Source organism: Rhizobium sp. Pop5, assembly GCF_024721175.1.
Lineage (GTDB): Bacteria > Pseudomonadota > Alphaproteobacteria > Rhizobiales > Rhizobiaceae > Rhizobium.
Genome location: NZ_CP099399.1, coordinates 2,098,505 through 2,115,548 on the forward strand (window position 1 = coordinate 2,098,505; position 17,044 = coordinate 2,115,548).

The window sequence follows — 17,044 nt, forward strand, 5'->3', positions numbered from 1 at the left end:
CTCGCAAACGGTCATCCGCCTCACCGATCTATAACGCGCCCGGCTGCAGGGATGAACCCTTTTCTGGCGGTAGAGCCCAATTGCGGCGGCAACGGGACGCGGCCTAATCGCAATAGACCCTGCCGCCCTTGCGGGAGCGCAGGTCGAAGTGGAAATGGTTCCAGTGCTCCGGATTGCTGCCCGGGCCAAGCACGGTGTTGAAATAGCGGCAGCTGTCGCTGCGCACCGCCTTCAGGAGCCGGCCTTCGCGGAAGGAGAACAGGCCCTTCTTGCGCACATCGATCTCATGGCCGTTCTTCAAGACGAACTTGCCGACGTCGATCGCATTGCCGTGGGCATGTTCCGACATCGGATTATATCTTTGCCGGCTGTTGTTCATGCGCCGGCAGGAATAGCCGCCGAGCGGTTCGATCGTCTGGATGCCGGTCCAGTAGCGATAGCGCGCCGATGGCGCGAGTTCGTTCTTCACCCATTTGGCGAAGGCGAGCGTCACCTGGCAGTTCAGCGTCACGGCGGGGCGAACGCCGATATTGCCGGAAAGTCCCTTCAGCGACACCGGATAGGGCACCTGGCAGGCCGGCCCTTGCGAGATCGGCGGCTTGTCGTCGAAGAGCACGCCCATGCGCTTCAGTTCGCGCCGGCAGGCAAGCTCTGAGGCCGGCATGACGCTCGGATCGACCGGCGCGGCCGGCTCGCTCATCATCGGGTTGTTCGGCCGCAGCATCGCGACCTCTTGGCTTTCGTCCTCTTCAGGCACGCGGCCCGGCGCCACGACGGGGCTGCCGTCGCTCCAGGCAGGCGCCCTCCTCAACTCGGTCCGTGCTGCCGGCTGCGGCATTGCCTGCTGCGCGGGCTGGCGCATCGGCTGATTGAGCTGCGTCGGACTATCGGTGCCGATGCCGTCGACCACCGGCTCGGTGGCATTGCCTTCGGCGATCTGCTGCTGTTGCTCCTGCGCCAGCCCGACCACGGGCTCGGCCCCGAGCTCCTCATCCATGTTGACGCCGCCCGACGGGATCGCGAGGTTCTGCGTACCGCCCCAGTTGCCGCTCTGCTGGCCTGCCGCCATCGCCTCGTCGCTGTCGATCATCGGCAGGCGGGCGCCACGCGCTGCCCGCCCCGCCGGCGCTGACTGCGTCCCCGGCGCTGACTGCGTCCCCGGCGCTGACTGCGTCAGCGCGGGATGTCCGGTGCCGGCAAGGTTCGGGGTATCGAGGTAATCGACGGAGCCCTGCGAATTGCCGGCAGGCACGCTGGAAACGGGATAGGAGGCCTGGCTTTCCGCCGGCGCAAGGCGCTCGGCGCGCGCCATCCGCGCCGCCGGCACCCGCGAGATCGAGCTGACCCTGGTCCCGTTGTCGACATTGGCCGGCGGCGTGAGCCCATCGCTGATCGAACAGGTCGTCAGCGCCGCCGAGAGCAGCACAGGCAGGAGGAATCGCCGAGGAAAGGAAACAAACGCCATACTCTTATCGCTTCCACAGGCCGGCAGTGACCGAAAAAACTCGGTCCAATTTTAATTAAAAACGGTGAACGAAAACTTACCTGCGGAATTCGAGCGTGGCGGACATGAAAAAAGGCCGCGGGTGCGGCCCTCGGTACACTGCTCTTTCGTCATGCTTGGGTTTGTGCCTGACCTCTGCTAGCGGGATAGGAAAACGTGCCTTACAGAAGGCTGGGAGGAACGGAGAGGCAGCGGCAAATTCTCTTCTCCCCGAGAGAATCGAGAGGGCGCGACACACCCTCGCCCCGTTTATGGGCCCGAACGTCGGTGGTGCCAGCCGGGTCGGGCTGGCACGCCGCATTTTGTCGTCGGGGTCAGCTACCCGTTCGTAAAGTTGATCAAATCCGCCATGGTGAAATGACCCGCCACCGCGCCCGGCAATGTCGGCCGCCATTTCGGCCATTGGGCGAGGAAGGAATGGCGATCCTCGCGAATGAGGCCGGCCAGGACTTCGGCGATGATCGTGCCGCCGACCGGCCCGAGATGCTGGCTGTTTCCGAATATCTCTGCCTCGCGCAGGACGTAGAACCAGAGCGGCGCATTCTCCTTGAAGCTAGCCGGATGGTCGTTCAGCACGGCGGCGCGCGCCCGCTTCCTGTCGGCATCCTCGCTGTCGAACAGCTGCTCGTCCGACAGCGCCTCCATCTCCATATGGCGCGCCACCGCCTGGCCGGAAGGCAGTCCGAGCCGCCAGCCGCGCAGCAGGTTGAGAGCGGCGAGCGCCCTGCGGATCTTGATCGGTTCGTGCTGGTGATCGGGCAGGCTCGTCAGTGGATCGACCAGCGTCGTGTCGAGCTTGTAGGAAGGCTGCGGCAGAACGGCGCCGGCCGGCGGCTCTCCATCCGGGGCGACCCCGTCGAAGAAGAAAGCCCAGTCGATCGGCCAGAAGCCAGGAAGCTCGCGGAAGCCGTTCAAATTCGCCAGCGGGTGTTCGACCACATCGGTGAGGGAGAAAATCGGAATACGATGGAACTTAGCCATTTTCCCTCTGAACGGCTGCTCGATCGGGTCGGGCTTTGTCACGATCCTGTTGAGCGAATAGCTCGGCCTGACCATCGAATGACCATAGCGGTAGGCCGCCACCGAGAATTCGACCGGGATGAAGGCGTATCGGCCTTGCGGATTGTAGAAGCGGATATTGGGCTTCTCTCCTCTCCCGACGATGACGCGCTCGTAGGTCTCCTTCCCCAGAATCCGCGGCAGGAAATCATGCAGGACGATCCATTGGTAATGCCAGCGCACCGTCTGCTGACAGTGCTCGAAATCGCGGCTGCGCAGCGTATCGACGACCTTGTTGTGAAATCTGAGGAAGGTCGCGTGGAGCTGCGACACGATCAGGTTTTCGTCGTTGCGCTTATCGCCGAGCAGGGCGCGGCGGATCGGGGCAGTGTTCCTCGGCAAGTCGGGACGGTTTCTCCTCGTGCCGTCGAAGTCCTTGTCATCCCCGAGCAGCAGATGAAGCTCGTCGTCCTCATAGAGGAAGGGCTGATCTGCCGGTCCCGATCCGTAGACCGAGTCCAGATCCAACCGCGGCGTGCGGAAATCCTGGAGCGCATCGGGATCATTGAAGCGGTCGAGCGACGACACCGGATCGAAGGTGATGTCATGATCGAGAAACTGGCCGAAATAGGTGAAGCCGGCAGGGATTGTCGGGTTCTCGTCTTCTGGCTCCCTCTCGTTCAGCGCGACATCGACTGGTTTTCCCTCTTCGATCTTTTCGGCGAACTCCCCCTGGAACATCGTTTTCGCAAGGTCGGTGAGCGCGTCCTCGGTAAATGCGGCGGCCGGCAGGTTGCGGAACATCCTCCCGAACCTCTGGTCGCGAACACTCGAATGCGCGACGCTATCCATGCCTCTTACTGGCGAACCATGCTTGCTGCGAGCCATTTCGGCCTCCCTCGGTTACTGAACTGGAATGCGGCAGCGGTGCGATGAGGGGCAGCGATGTCAGATGCGGAAACCGAGATGCACGAATTCAGGAGGCAGACGGCGGCCATGCCAAGGCTGCCGCGGCCGTGGTCCCGGATAGTATGAGAAATTGGAGAATATGGTGGCTTCCGTTGGGATAGCGATCGCTATCCTCGAAATGCCCTGCCCTCAACTACAACCTGAATGAAGCATAACGGAAGGTAAATTGCAATGAGATTCGCTTAATGATTGAATCCACTACCTTTTACCAAGCAGTTCTCTCAGGTATATCGGCCTGAAAATCTTGGAATTCCGGCCATCGACGATCCCCTATAGTCGAAAGGATCATGCAGGCGATGCGATTGCGGTATCCGATCGCATGATACCGGAGCAACAAAAAGAGCCGTCGCGACGGCTCTTCGGTTTGTTTGGTAGTCTCGCTTTTTTACTCGACGTCATCCCAGGCCTTGTGCCGAGGATCTGCTGCCCTGCCGATCGGAGGCAGATGCTCGGCACAAGGCCGAGCATGACGAAGGAGGAGTTGGCGGCTCCGCCTCTCACGCGGCTCGCGTATACCTCGCCTCGGCACGCTGTCCGGCCGCGCGCAGGCGGAAGTTTGCGAGCAGCGTCTTCAGCTGGGTGCTTTCGTCGGCGAGCGTGCGGCTTGCCGCCGTCGTCTCCTCGACCATCGCCGCATTCTGCTGGGTCATCTGGTCCATGTGGTTGACGGAGCTGTTGATCTCGTTGAGCCCGGTCGCCTGCTCGCGCGCCGCCGTCGCGATCGAGGCGACGTGATCGTTGACCTGGTTGACCAGCGCCTCGATCTCAAGCAGTGCATCGCCGGTCGAGCGCACAAGAGCAACCCCGCCCTCGACTTCCGACGCCGAGCGGCTGATCAACTCCTTGATCTCCTTGGCCGCATTGGCGGAACGCTGGGCGAGTTCGCGCACTTCCTGGGCGACGACGGCGAAGCCGCGGCCCGCCTCGCCGGCGCGCGCCGCCTCGACGCCCGCGTTCAGCGCCAAAAGGTTCGTCTGGAAGGCGATCTCGTCGATCACGGAGATGATCTGGTTGATGCGGCTCGAGGATTCCTCGATCCGGCCCATCGCGGTCACCGCATTGCGGACGATATCGCCCGAACGTCCGGCGCTCGCCTTGGTCTCGGCCACCATCTCCCGCGCCTCGTTCGCCCGCTCGGAGGCGGTCTTGACCGTCGCGGTGATCTCATCGAGCGCCGCCGCCGTTTCTTCGAGGGCGGCCGCCTGCTGTTCCGTGCGCTTCGACAGGTTGCCGGTCGCCTCGCTGATGTCGGAAGCGCTGTCGTTGACGATATGGCTCGATTCGGCGATCGCCTGGATGACGCCGTTCAGAGCATCGACGGCAGCGTTGAAATCGCCCCGCAGCTTGGCATAATCCTCGCCGATATCGCCGATCGAAACCGTCAGGTCGCCGCCCGCAAGCTTCTCCAGTCCGACGCCGAGCGCCTGCATCGCCTGGGTCTGCCGTTCGGAGGCCGAACGCAGGTTCGCCTCGTTGCCGCGACGCTCCGCCTCGATCTGCCGCTGTCTTTCATCCTCCCGCCCGCGCAGCGCGCTGCGCTCGTCGACGGAATCGCGCAGCACCAGCAGCGCCTTGGCCATCTGACCGATCTCGTCGCGGCACTCGCTGCCTGATATCTCCACCGATGCTTCTTCGGCTGCGATGGCGCTCATCGCCGTCTTCAGCCGGGCGACAGGCGTCGTCACGCTGCGCACGATGGCAAAGGCGATCGCGAGCGTCGCCGCGGCGCCGAGCAGGCAAAGAGCGGCAGCCCAGATCGCGTTCTGCCGATAGAGCGCCGCAAGGTCGTCGGCATAGACGCCTGTGCCGACGATCCAGCCCCAGGGCTCGAAACCGGCGACGTAGGAATATTTCAGCACCGGCTCATCGGCGCCCGGCTTCGGCCAGTAATAATCGACGAAGCCCTTGCCGTCCTTCTTCACCTTGTTGACGAATTCGACGAACAGGAACTTGCCGGTGGGATCCTTCATCTGGGAGATATCGGTGCCGTTCAAGGCCGGCTTGATCGGATGCATCACCATGAAGGGACGCATGTCGTTGATCCAGAAATAGCCGTCTGCGCCGTAGCGCATCGCGCCGATCACGTCCTTGGCCGCCGCCTGCGCCTGCTCGCGGGTCATCGTGCCCGCCTGCTCCATCTTGTAATATTTGTCGAAGATGCCGAGCGCCGTCGCCTCCATCTTCTCCAACCCCGCCTTCCGCTCCGCCTGCAGCTCGGAATAGGAATAGTTCAGAAAGAAGACCATCGTCGACGCCAGCACGGCGAGCGTGAAACCGACGAGGCAGTAAAGGCGGGTGGAAATCTTGACGTTGCGCATGAGGTTCCCAGCGATTCTTACATTTGCAATTCGTCACATACTGGAACAGCTGAATTACCGGACGGTAAAGTTGGATTAGTGGGTTCTCACATAACGTAAGGTGAGATAACGGTTGCAAATTTCAACCGACTGAAATCGAACGGAATTTAAATCGCCGCGAGCTGCCATATTTGTTCCGCAGCCGGCCCTCTCACCGAAAAGGATTGGTGCAGACACCGAGTTCGCCTAACCTTGGCCGCAGAATCGTATCGGGATATTGAGGGAACTTTCCATGACCGACACCGCCAAGCCCAGAGGCGAACTGACGCTGCGCACACTCGCCATGCCCGGCGATGCCAATCCGGCCGGCGATATTTTCGGCGGCTGGGTGATGGCGCAGATGGACCTTGCATCCGGCATCCGCGCCGCCGAGCGCGCCAAGGGTCGTGTCGTCACCGCCGCGGTCAAGGAAATGGCCTTCGAGCTGCCGGTCAAGATCGGCGATACGCTGTCTGTTTATACCGATGTCGAGCGCGTCGGGCGCACCTCGATCACGCTGATCGTCGAAGCCTGGGCGCACCGCTCGCGGTATAACCAGCAGGAAAAGGTCACCGCCGGCACTTTCATCATGGTGGCGCTCGACGAAGAGGGCAAACCCAAGGCCGTCCCCGCGGAGTGACAAGTTTGAATGCGAGGGGATAAGCCATGGAAGCCGTCAGCTCACCGGAGGTCTTCCTTCACATCAAGGTGGTGATGGGCATGGTCATCAGCCTTTCACTGGCGAGGCTGCTTACCGGCGTTGCCGGCATCGTCCAGCATCCCGGCAAGGCGAAGGTCTATCTCGTTCACCTCGGCTGGGCCTTGTCGCTGTTCCTCTTCATCATCCATATCTGGTGGTGGGAATATCGCCTGCAGGCCGTGCCGGTCATCGGCTTCGGCATCTATCTCTTCCTCGTCTGCTTCTGCAGCCTATTCTTCCTGCTCTGCGCCCTGCTCTTCCCGGCATCGCTCGACGAATATGGCGGCTACGAGGAATATTTCATCTCGAGGCGCAAATGGTTCTTCGGCGTCCTCGCGCTCACCTATGCCGTCGATATGCTCGACACGGCGATCAAGGGACATGACCGCATCCTCTCGCTCGGCTGGGAATATCCCGCCCGCAACATCGCCTACATCCTGCTCTGCGCCATCGCCGCCTGGACCGCAAACCGCCGCTTCCACACGATCTTCATCATCGCCAACCTGCTCTACCAGATCAGCTTCATCTTCCGGCTTTATGATGTCTTGGGGTGAGGAGCGATCGGGCGAAGCCCGAGCAATCGATCCAGTGAATCGATTGCAGCGACGAACGCCCTGAGCTTGAAGCGAAGGGCCGGGCAGCCGCTTGCTCCCTCTTCGCCCCAGCGGGGGTCCGAAGGACGGGACGACACCCGTGGCTCGACCCCGGTCGATGCCCGTCAGGGCAGCTGAGGGGGGTGAGCGGCAAAGCCGCCAATGCACGGAGCGCAAGCGAAGGGCAATGAATGGTGTAACGCGCGCCCCCCTCATCCGACCCTTCGGGCCACCTTCTCCCCGGTGGGAGAAGGGGAAGCAGACCCGCCTCACACCTTCAAAAACTGCGACCCCTTATCAAACCTCAGCCCCGGAAAAATCTTCCCCGTCAGATCGTCCACACCGACATCGAACTGCCGATAGAGCATCGCCGCCGCCACCTCCCGCACATCGGCCGTCGGCATAAGATCGCGATCGTCCAGCAACTGGCCGTCGCCGACACCAGGCCAGCGCCCGAGGATGCGGCCGCCGTTGATCGCGCCGCCTGACAGCAGGGCGCAGCCGCCAGTGCCGTGGTCGGTGCCATCGGAGCCATTCTGGCGCACGGTGCGGCCGAATTCGGTCATGGCGAGCACCACGGTCTTTGCCCAGATCTCCGGCCCAAGCGTCGTCTTCAGCGTGTTGATCGCCTGCGCCAGATCCTGCGCCGGCCGCTTGAATTGACCGCTCTGGCCGATATGCGTGTCCCAGCCAGTGATCGAGAAGCTGGCGATACGATAATCGCCCTTCAGCATATTGGCCGCGAGCGCCGCCACATCGGCGGTCTTCTCACCACGCTGGCCATCGGGCTCGACCATCATCGCCGCGCTGTCGGCCCGCGTCGCCTCGGCAAGGGCCGCCGCGAAGGGCGGATCGCCGGCATAGAGCCGCGACAGGAACTGCATCTCGTCGCGCGCCGGCGCCAGATTGGAATCCGAGGCCCAGACATCGACATTGTTCGGCCCGGAGAGGATCAGTTCCGTCGAGGTATTGACGTCGATCGCCTTGCGCGCATCCGAGCGGGGAATGACGGCAAGCGCCCGGTTCAGCCAGCCGGTCTTTTCCTCGGCGACATGCTCGCCGCCCGATTCCAGCATGTCCTGCCCGTCGAAATGGCTGCGCTGGTCGCGATAGGGCGTCGAGACGGCGTGCACGAAGGCAAGCTCGCCGCTCTTCCACAGCGGCATCAGATCGGCAGCGGCCGGATTGAGACCGAAATGCCCGTCGAGATCGAGAAGCCCGGTCTCGGGCGTCAGCGCCAGCGTCGGCCTAAGCGCCGCAAAACCGGCATCACCATAGGGCTGCACCAGATCAAGCCCGTCCATTGCACCGCGCAGCACGATCGTGACGAAGCGGTTATCACCAGGCATCGCCGCAAAGGTGACGGGCGTGAAGACGGGCGCGGCGGCAAGACAGCAGGCGGAGGTGAGAAAACCGCGGCGGGAGAGCGAGATCCTGGTCATATGGGAAACTCCTATCGGCGGTTGAATTCGGGCGATGCCAGCACCAGCGTCAGCCCGCTGATCTTGTTCGGCGCCTGCGACACCACGCGGATCGTCTCGTCGCGCGCCGCATCGGCAAGCGTCGATTTCAGGAACTCGCGCGGATCTTCGTCGCGGCCGAATTGCGTCGACGCCCGCCTTGCCCAGGCCAGCCGCTCGGCGAGCTGGCTGCCCGTGATCCAGGCGGAGAAGCCTTCCTCGAAACCGGCCGGGCTCGGCGGCAGCCAGGTCGGCTGGCCCATGCGCTTCAGCGCCCCCTGCCCCAGCGCCCGCGCCGTCCGGAAGGCCTTGAGCCGCTTGTCCCTCGCCTCGCCGGCAGGATCGGTCGTCACCGGCGCTCCCGCCATGCCGGGCGTGTTGGCCGCCATGTCGCCCTCCTCGGTGCCCTGCTGGTTGGCCGCCAGGAAGCTGCCGACGGCGCCGTTGACCGGACCCGCATTCAGCGCCCTCAGACCCGCAACGACATAGTCGAAAGGCTGGCGCGCCTTGGCGCCCTCGTCGCGCCAGGCGGCGGGGTGGTCGAGCATCGCGGCATAGACGGCCGTCAGGTCGCCATCGGTCTTCTTCCAGGCCGCGGCCATATCGGCCACCATGCCCTCGTCGGGCTGGTCGGAGACGAAATGCACCGCGAGCTTGCGGCTGATATGGACCGCCGTCTTCGGATGGGCCGCGAGATCGTCGAGCATGTCGAGATAATCGTCGCGCGAGCGCCTGCGTCCGCCATAGCTGACCCCGAGCACCTTATGCGCGCCGGGTTCGGAAATATTCGGCCGGAAGGCGATGTCCATCTCCCGGCGGTCGATGGTAAGTCCCGTCAGCACCATGGCGGCTGCCGTCACATCCGCCTGGGTATAGCCGCTGCCGGCGCCGAGCGTGTGCAGTTCCAGAAGCTCGCGGCCGAGATTTTCGTTCAGTCCCTTGTTGCGCTTCATGCCGCCGGCCGAATCCGGCCCGAGCGAATCCGCCTGATCAAGATAGATCAGCATCGCGGGATGGGCCGTGGCGTTGCGCAGGAGTTCGCCGAACTTGCCAGAGATAAACGGCCGGATCGCCTCCGCCTCGTAGAGCGGCACGATGAGGCGCATCGGCAGGCTCTTGTTGGCGCTGGTGGAGAAATGATCGGTCCAGAAGGTCGCCAGCCGCTCGTAAAAGCCGAGAGGCGACAGCACCGCCTGCATCAGCCGCAGGTTCGCATCGTGCTGAAACTGCTGCTGCGCCTGCCGCTGCACGCCCTTACGCATCTCGCGCCGGGTCGGATCGTCGGTCACCGTCTTGGCGTCTTCGCGGATCTGCTTCAGCTGCTCCTGCAGGCTGAGGATCGCCCGATGGCGCATGTCGTTGCCGCCGAGCGGAAAGTCCGGTGTCGCCGCCACGCCCTGGCCGAGTTGGCCGATCAGCTCGTCCTTGCTTTGCGGCGGCGTCTCGCCCGGCCGCAAGCCATAGCCGAAGCGGATCGCCGCCATCGTCGGGAAAGAGAGGCTCATGGCCTGTCACCTCCTATCGCTGCCCGAGCAATTCCAGCAAATGCGCTGAGCGCGCTTTGCATTCGGAATTGCGCAAAAGCAAAAGTCAGGAGCATCTCCGTGGCTCGGAAATGCTTGAGGTGACAGGCTGCCAGCCGATTGCGACCGCATTCTGTAGGAAATGGGGCGATATCAAGACATGGACGATTTGTAATCTATTGAAAAGGCTGAAGTTTATGCCCGGAAAATGAAGGATGCTCCGATTGCGATGAGCGCGAAGCCGATCGCATGGTTCCGTCACCGGCTCCGAGGTGAGGCCGCTAGAGGGCCTGTATCAATCCCGGCGAAATTTGCTACTTCATGTTGAAGGGAGTTCTATCCGCCGGACTAGACGGCATTCAGGGGAGCATATGGATTATATAGCAGAGATGCCGCAATCCATCGCTTTGCCTTCCCGCTACTTCTGGCGGCGGCTTGCAGCCCTTGCCGTCGACATTGTCATTTTTCAAGCTGCCATTCTTATAGCGGTCCATTACATTTCAACGGCCTTCCCCGAGAGCTTCAGCTTCGCCAACGATGCCTCCATGGAGTGCAGAGAGGGAGTGCCCGATCAACTTGCAAAGCGAATTGACACGAATTGGCCGTTGAAGGCGAACGAATGGCGCACCAACGATATCTGTGAATCGCGTCAATTTGGTTCGGGAAAGCAGAGATACCTGCAGATAACCGTTGAGATGGAACCTTGGGACTATGTGACGCCCACTCAAGTGCTGACCATCCCTGTGGACGCAGACGGCAATCCGGCGAGCAAGACAATACCGGCCTACTCCGGCTTGATATCGGGCTTAGCCAATACGGCGCTGATGGCGCTGGCTTTCGCCTACTTTTCCGCGAATGGCCGCCGCACATTCGGGAAGGCGGTTTTCTTCCTCAGAGTTCAGTCGATCGATGGTGAAGGTCCCGACATCGGCACCGCGTTTAAACGCGAAATCCTCAAATTCAGCCCGAACCTGCTTTTCAGTGCCGCCATCTTTGCGATCTCGCTGTTTCCAGTCTATCCGACGCAAGACTTCGACGCATTGCTTGGCATGTTCCGCGGCGGATACACCCCTTCGAACGATGGGGCGATTGGACTTTACGTCGTCGGGACGATAGCAGCCTTGTCTTGGTGGCTCGTGCCAATCATCGCGTGGCAGGGACAGACATATTATGATCGCATCTGCGGTTGCGAGGTCGTGAGCGCCTAACAGAGAATCCGCAGCCGGCAGCCTCGGTATCACGGCCGACGCGCCCAACTGCCTCACGCCACCCTGCCTCGACACGCCCACGCCACCGACGCGAACGACCTTGGCCCATCCGGCTCTCCCGCCTCGTAGGCGGCCCGAAGGGCGGCATCCGCGGCGGCTCGTTTCTCCGGCTCCAGCCCGGCGACATATTTGCCGAGCGGTCCCTCGCCGGCGGCGATCGGGCTCCAGTAGTCGTCGAAGGAAAGGTAATCCATCCGGATCAGCAGCGACGTCTCCTCGACATCGGCAAGGCCCTGCGCGATGAACGTCTGCTTCATCTCCCCCGGCCGCGTCATCGGCTGGAAACAATATCTGCGGCGCAGCGGCAGCGCGTTCTCATCGAGCATGACGACCGTGTCCCACATCATCCGCATGCCCGACATGCCGCCGTAATGGTCCCAGACGGCGGCCGCGACCACGCCGCCGGGACGCACGACCCGGGCCATCTCGGCCACTGCCTTGCCCGCCTCCGGCACGAAATGCAGCACGAGCAGCGATAGCGCACGGTCGAAGCGGTTATCCTCGAAGGGAAGCGCGCAGGCATCGGCCTGCTGGATCGTGATCCGCGGATCGTTATTGCGCCCTTTGGCTGCCTCGACGAAAACAGGCGAATAGTCGATGGCAGCGATCTCCTGCAGGCCGGGCGTCTGCGCCAGCGTGAATGTCAGGCTGCCGGTGCCGCAGCCGACATCGAGCACGCGATCCCCGTCCGCCAGCCCCGCGAAATCGATCAGCATCGGCGCCAGCGTCCGGCTCCACCGGCCCATCAACCGCTCATAACCATCCGCGCTTTCGACATGGAAACTCGACGGCATGAAAGCCTCCCCTCCAAGGACAATGTGCCATCAATATGGCTCCGAGGGGCGGGCCGCAGCAAGCGGATAGTCAACCTGACCTTGTCAGCTCATCCGCGCGAAAAAGCCTCCGCGCGGAATACCTCTGTTCGCGATGCCCGGGACGTGACCCGAGCGTCTGCCGCAGTCAACGGCCGTCGCAGCGCGTCAGGCGCCGGCGCTGTCGAGAACGCTCCAATCAAACCCCTGCGCCCAATCGCGGTACCGGTGCCAGCCGACCTCAGGGAAATCGCGGCGCAGGGCGGCGATGTCGGCGCTGTAGCCGGTGCGGTCGAACCATTCGAACATCAGCGCCGAGTCCTCGCTCTGCTGCCGCATCGCGGCGATCGGCAGTTCACGGAAAGCAATCGGGCGGCCGAGGACCTCGGACAGGATCTCCACCTGCTGCTCGCCTGACAATTCGTCACCGGCAATATCGAAACGTTTGCCGAACACCTGTTCGCGCCGCTCGGCCAAAGCCGCGACGAACGCCCCGATATCCTTGATGGTGATCTGCTGCAGCACGCGTGCGGGCGGCAGCGCTGCGGCATAGACGCCCTGTCGGAGTCCATCGATCGCCCAAGGCGCCACCGTGTTTTCCATGAAGGCGACGGGCGCACTGACCGTATAGGGAATGCCGAGGCCCACGACGTGCTTCTCGACGAGATACTTGCTGTCGAAATGCGGAATGCCGGTCTTCTTGTCGGCATCGCCAACGGAGGAATAGATCAGGTGACCGACGCCGGCGGCCTTCGCCGCATTGGCGACGGTGATGCCCTGGCGCGTTTCCGCTTCCGTCCCGGCCTCATAGCTGTTGCCCATCAGGAACATCGTGTCGACGCCGCTTGCCGCCTTCGCCACGGATGCGCCGTCATCCAGGTCGCCGGCGACGACCTCGACCCCTGCCGCAGCCAGCCGCTTTGCGCCGTCGCCGTCCGGTTTGCGTGAGATCGCCTTGACGCGGTGTCCCCGGGCGAGAAGCGCGCGCACGACCGCTCCGCCCTGCTGGCCGGTGGCGCCCGTCACCAGAACGCTTCGTATGTTGCTCATCTGTCTGCTCCTTGTTGTGAACGATAGAGCAAAGTTAAGGCCTGTCGCATTGATCCATAATAGCCTATAGTTGGAAAACATCGTACCATCTCAGGATACAATGCTCGATCTCAACGATATCATGATTTTCGCCCGCGTCATTGAAGCTGGCAGCTTTACCGCCGCGGCGCGCCTGCTCGGCATGCCGAAGACAACAGTCAGCCGTCGCATTGCCGCTCTCGAGCGCGAACTCGGCGTGCGCCTGCTGCAGCGCACGACCCGCAGCCTCAACCCGACGGATGCCGGCCGCCTCTATTACGAGGAAAGCAGCCAGGCGCTCCGCACGATCGAAGGCGCCAACCTGCGTCTTGCGGAAGCAAGGACGGAGCCCGCCGGCACGATCCGGATATCGGCGCCGGTCGGCTTCGGCGGCCTTTTCCTGCAGGATGCGATCTTCGATCTTCTGGCGACCTACCCGAAGTCGAGGGTCGAGTTGCGCCTGACCGACGACAGGTTGAACCTCGTCGAAAACGGCATAGACCTCGCCTTCCGCACCGGCATCCTGGAGGATTCCACGCTGATCGCCCGCAAGCTCGGCTCTACCCATCGCCTGCTCTGCGCGAGCCCCGACTATCTCGCCCGCTGCGGCGCGCCCGATCGCCCGGCAGATCTCGTCCGCCACGACTGCGTTGTCGCCGGCCAATCCACCCATGCACAATGGCTGCTCGAAGGCCCGCACGGCCAGGAAACGGTCTCGGTCTCGGGGCGCTTCGCCGCCAATGAAATGCAGGCGGTCATGGCCGCAGCGATCGCCGGCTATGGCATCGCCCGATTGCCCCATGGGTTCGCCAATGCCTGCATCAGGGATGGGCGGCTGTGCCGCGTTCTCGACGGTTACACGACCCTGACCGGCGGCCTGCACGTCGTCTATCCCAGCAGCCGGCAGCTGCCGCCTCTGGTCAAGACATTCATCCAGCTGGCAATCGATCACCTGAACGCGGGGAACGGCGCAATCGACGAACTCGCGGTCATATCGCGATAGGTCACCGCCAGAGGAAATCCGGTCCGGTGCTCTGCGACGTCAGCTTGAGCGTTCCGTCCGGCTGCACGACATAGGACTCGAAGACGCGGTAGCCGAAATCGCCGAGAAAGGTGTGCTGGACCACCGTTCCCGGGCGATAGGGCGAATGGACGACCTTTCCGCCATAGGTGAGACTGTCAGGCAGCGGCTGCGGTTCGCCCGCCGTGCTGGCGCAGGCGGTGAGCGCGAAGAAAACGGCAATGAGCGCGTGCCTCATCCTGGCATCTCCTCCCGGTGACATTGGCCACGGAAGAATACGACTTTGCGCGGTCAGAAGACAGCGTTTCTGCCTTCGTAGTCCCGGCGCAGGGACTCTGCCCGCGAGAGCGCGCCGGCGATCCTGTCCTCGCTGAAGGGCTTGGCAATGACATCGAGCGCGCCTTCGAGCCCGCTTCCGACACTCTCCGGGCTGCCGGTCACGAAGATGACGTCGACGCCGAAGCGGTCGATCAGCCGGCGTGCGAGCTGGGCGCCGCTGAGGCCGTCGGCAAGACTGAGATCGACGAGCGCGACATCGCTTTTCGAAGCATAGGCGAGAGCCTGCTCGATCGTCGAAACCGGCCCAACGGTCTGGTGCCCGGCATCCTGCACGATACGCTCGAGTTCAAGGGCGATGATGTTGTCGTCTTCGACGATCATGACTTTCATGGATGGTCCTCCTGCCATGAGCAAGCAATCCGGCGGCACACGTCCGGCAATCGATAGAACGCAACTTCCCCTCGAATGTTTCCGTTTCAAAAAAGAAAGGTGCTGAAAATGGTAACCGATTTATCCCAGCGCATGAGTGAGCAGGAAATAGCGATTGGTGATCAGGAAAAACCACCCACTACCCACTACTCACTACCGCGTCGAAGAGGCCTCGCTCTACCGTTCCGCCTTTGCGCTTTCCTCCCGGAACGCCGCCTCGCCGGCGTCGGAGACTTCGACCCATTTCTTGTCGGGCGCGGCGTCGGCGACGTAGCTGTCGTGCCAGTTCCACCATTTGTAGGTCGGCGTCTGCGGATAGCCCGCGGGCGAATCTTCCCAGACCTCCTGGCGGCCGAGCGGCGTGATGTCGAGATAGTTCCAGGTGCCACCCATCTGTTCGTCGCCGCGGTTGTTGACGAAATAGGTGCGGAAGATCCGCTCGCCGTCGCGGTAGAAGACGTTGGTGCCGTGCCATTCGTCGACGCCGAAATCCTTGTCGAAACCGTCGGTGACCGTCACCCAGGGCATCGTCCAGCCCATCCGCTCCTTCAGCCCGATGATTTCGGCCTGCGGCGCGCGCGAGGCGAAGACCAGGGTCGTGTCGCGGGCGTTGAGATGGGCAACATGGGCGACCTGATCTGCGACCATCGAACAGCCGCGGCAGGCATGCTCGGGCCAGCCGAAGACGCCGGGCTCGTAGAAGGCGCGATAGACGATGAGCTGGCGCCGGCCCGCAAACAGGTCGAGCAGGCTCATCCTGCCCTGCGATCCTTCGAAGACATAATTCTTGTCGACCGCCATCCATGGCATCCGGCGGCGCTCGGCGGCCAGCGCGTCGCGGGCGCGGGTCTCGGCCTTTTCCTTGACGAGCAGCTGCTTGCGGGCCGTCTCCCAGGCCTCCTGCGACACGACGGGCGGCCTGTGCATGGCCTGCCCGCTCTTTCCATTCCCTGCTGTTCCGGTCATCGCTTCAATCTCCTGATTGGGGCGAATTCCCGCGCTCCATCACCGAAGCCGGTTCATCGCGCATTGATCGAAGATAGTTTCGCATTGCGGATTGGACAGTGAGAGTAACAAGTGTGACCGGAATTCGCGCGACTGGCGCGGCAGCTCCCCGCCAACAGAACAGTTGCCAAAACCCGCAGAGTGACGGAAGCTTCACCCCGGCCATCGGCGACGGATTGCTTGACATGACGACAGCCTCATCAAATGAGCCGGCAAGCCACGGCGGCGCCAGGATCTGCCGCGGCTGCTGGGACCAGATGCACATGCCGATCCCGATCGGCGGGCCGCTGGCACTCCCCTTCCGCGCCTTCGGCATCACCCGCAGCAAGATGAACCCCGATATCTGCACGATCTGCGAGCGTTCCTTCCAATATGTGAAGAAGCAGCGCCAGATCACCGTTGACGCCACCATCCTCTTCGCCGACATCAGGGGCTTCACCGATCTGTCCGAGCGCATCGAGGCGGTGCAACTCAGCGAAATCGTCAGCCTGTTCCAGGATCGTTGCGCCCAGGCGATCTGGGCGCATGACGGCATCGTCAACAAGCAGATGGGCGACGGGCTGATGGCGATCTTCAACTTCCCGATCATCCGGAAGGATCACGCGACCGCCGCGATCCTGGCCGCGCAGGAGATACAGCGCAATTGCGCGGCGGCGCTGAACGGCCTGGCGCCGGACGCCCTGCCCGGCCGCCCCCTCGGCGTCGGCGTCGGCATCCATTCCGGCGAGGTCCAGATCGGCGAGTTCTCCAGCTTCCGCAGCGATTTCACCGCCATCGGCGGCGTCGTCAACCAGGCCGCGAGGCTGGAATCCCAAGCTGCGGCGGGCGAGATATTGGTTTCGACGGAAACGGCGGCGGAGGCTTCAGCGCTTGTTACCGGCGCGGAAGAACGCACGCTCATGCTCAAGGGCATCGAACACCCGGTGCAGGCGCGCGTGCTGGTCAAGCGCTGAGCGATCGCGCTAGGGCCTTCTTCGAAGATCATCCAACCCGTAACGCGGCAACCGTAGCTTCTCACGCTGTGATTGCGAAAACTATCGAATTACAAGCGGATTAATCCTCCGGAAACGACCATTGC

At 62.9% G+C, this 17,044-nt stretch carries 15 protein-coding genes; 5 read left to right on the forward strand and 10 right to left on the reverse strand.

Going from position 1 to position 17,044, the window contains the following annotated elements:
* Positions 1 to 103: 103 nt before the first annotated feature.
* The 3 genes from NE852_RS12605 to NE852_RS12615 all read right to left on the reverse strand — a co-directional run bounded on the left by NE852_RS12605 (position 104) and on the right by NE852_RS12615 (position 5,790).
* Positions 104 to 1,465 (reverse strand): extensin family protein, encoded by a 1,362-nt coding sequence (locus NE852_RS12605; RefSeq protein WP_008535046.1) that lies wholly within the window; start codon positions 1,463 to 1,465, stop codon positions 104 to 106.
* A 357-nt stretch (positions 1,466 to 1,822) separates the two neighbouring features.
* Positions 1,823 to 3,391 carry a heme peroxidase family protein gene (locus NE852_RS12610; protein WP_245270823.1) on the reverse strand — a complete coding sequence of 523 codons (1,569 nt, stop codon included), beginning with the start codon at positions 3,389 to 3,391 and terminating at the stop codon, positions 1,823 to 1,825.
* A 578-nt stretch (positions 3,392 to 3,969) separates the two neighbouring features.
* Positions 3,970 to 5,790: a methyl-accepting chemotaxis protein gene (locus NE852_RS12615; RefSeq protein ID WP_008535042.1), complete on the reverse strand. Its 1,821-nt coding sequence runs from the start codon at positions 5,788 to 5,790 to the stop codon at positions 3,970 to 3,972.
* A gap of 271 nt (positions 5,791 to 6,061) precedes the next feature.
* Here NE852_RS12615 and NE852_RS12620 point away from each other — a divergent pair, with 271 nt between their 5' ends.
* Positions 6,062 to 6,448: an acyl-CoA thioesterase gene (locus NE852_RS12620; protein ID WP_008535039.1), complete on the forward strand. Its 387-nt coding sequence runs from the start codon at positions 6,062 to 6,064 to the stop codon at positions 6,446 to 6,448.
* 26 nt (positions 6,449 to 6,474) lie between these two features.
* On the forward strand, positions 6,475 to 7,062 hold the full coding sequence (locus NE852_RS12625) for a hypothetical protein (protein WP_008535037.1): 588 nt from the start codon (positions 6,475 to 6,477) through the stop codon (positions 7,060 to 7,062).
* 308 nt (positions 7,063 to 7,370) lie between these two features.
* Here the strand turns inward: NE852_RS12625 and NE852_RS12630 are convergent, their stop codons facing one another.
* Positions 7,371 to 8,543: a DUF1501 domain-containing protein gene (locus NE852_RS12630; protein WP_008535029.1), complete on the reverse strand. Its 1,173-nt coding sequence runs from the start codon at positions 8,541 to 8,543 to the stop codon at positions 7,371 to 7,373.
* An 11-nt stretch (positions 8,544 to 8,554) separates the two neighbouring features.
* A complete protein-coding gene (locus tag NE852_RS12635; protein ID WP_258156591.1) occupies positions 8,555 to 10,066 on the reverse strand; it encodes a DUF1800 family protein in 1,512 nt (503 codons plus the stop codon).
* A 389-nt stretch (positions 10,067 to 10,455) separates the two neighbouring features.
* On the opposite strand from NE852_RS12635, the gene NE852_RS12640 reads away from it, so the two are divergent.
* Positions 10,456 to 11,292, forward strand: coding sequence for an RDD family protein (locus tag NE852_RS12640; protein ID WP_258156592.1), 837 nt, complete (start codon positions 10,456 to 10,458; stop codon positions 11,290 to 11,292).
* A gap of 53 nt (positions 11,293 to 11,345) precedes the next feature.
* Here NE852_RS12640 and NE852_RS12645 read toward each other — a convergent pair whose 3' ends face one another.
* Positions 11,346 to 12,146 (reverse strand): class I SAM-dependent methyltransferase, encoded by an 801-nt coding sequence (locus NE852_RS12645; protein ID WP_258156593.1) that lies wholly within the window; start codon positions 12,144 to 12,146, stop codon positions 11,346 to 11,348.
* A 186-nt stretch (positions 12,147 to 12,332) separates the two neighbouring features.
* A complete protein-coding gene (locus tag NE852_RS12650; RefSeq protein ID WP_008535009.1) occupies positions 12,333 to 13,214 on the reverse strand; it encodes an NmrA/HSCARG family protein in 882 nt (293 codons plus the stop codon).
* 100 nt (positions 13,215 to 13,314) lie between these two features.
* On the opposite strand from NE852_RS12650, the gene NE852_RS12655 reads away from it, so the two are divergent.
* Entirely contained in the window at positions 13,315 to 14,235 is a 921-nt protein-coding gene (locus tag NE852_RS12655) for a LysR family transcriptional regulator (protein WP_008535006.1), read from the forward strand.
* A gap of 1 nt (position 14,236) precedes the next feature.
* Here the strand turns inward: NE852_RS12655 and NE852_RS12660 are convergent, their stop codons facing one another.
* The 3 genes from NE852_RS12660 to NE852_RS12670 all read right to left on the reverse strand — a co-directional run bounded on the left by NE852_RS12660 (position 14,237) and on the right by NE852_RS12670 (position 15,927).
* Entirely contained in the window at positions 14,237 to 14,491 is a 255-nt protein-coding gene (locus NE852_RS12660) for a hypothetical protein (protein WP_258156594.1), read from the reverse strand.
* 53 nt (positions 14,492 to 14,544) lie between these two features.
* Positions 14,545 to 14,922: a response regulator gene (locus NE852_RS12665; RefSeq protein WP_008534991.1), complete on the reverse strand. Its 378-nt coding sequence runs from the start codon at positions 14,920 to 14,922 to the stop codon at positions 14,545 to 14,547.
* Between the two features lie 216 nt (positions 14,923 to 15,138).
* Positions 15,139 to 15,927 (reverse strand): thioredoxin family protein, encoded by a 789-nt coding sequence (locus NE852_RS12670; RefSeq protein WP_258156595.1) that lies wholly within the window; start codon positions 15,925 to 15,927, stop codon positions 15,139 to 15,141.
* A gap of 224 nt (positions 15,928 to 16,151) precedes the next feature.
* On the opposite strand from NE852_RS12670, the gene NE852_RS12675 reads away from it, so the two are divergent.
* Entirely contained in the window at positions 16,152 to 16,919 is a 768-nt protein-coding gene (locus NE852_RS12675) for an adenylate/guanylate cyclase domain-containing protein (protein ID WP_008534974.1), read from the forward strand.
* The last annotated feature ends 125 nt before the right edge of the window (positions 16,920 to 17,044 follow it).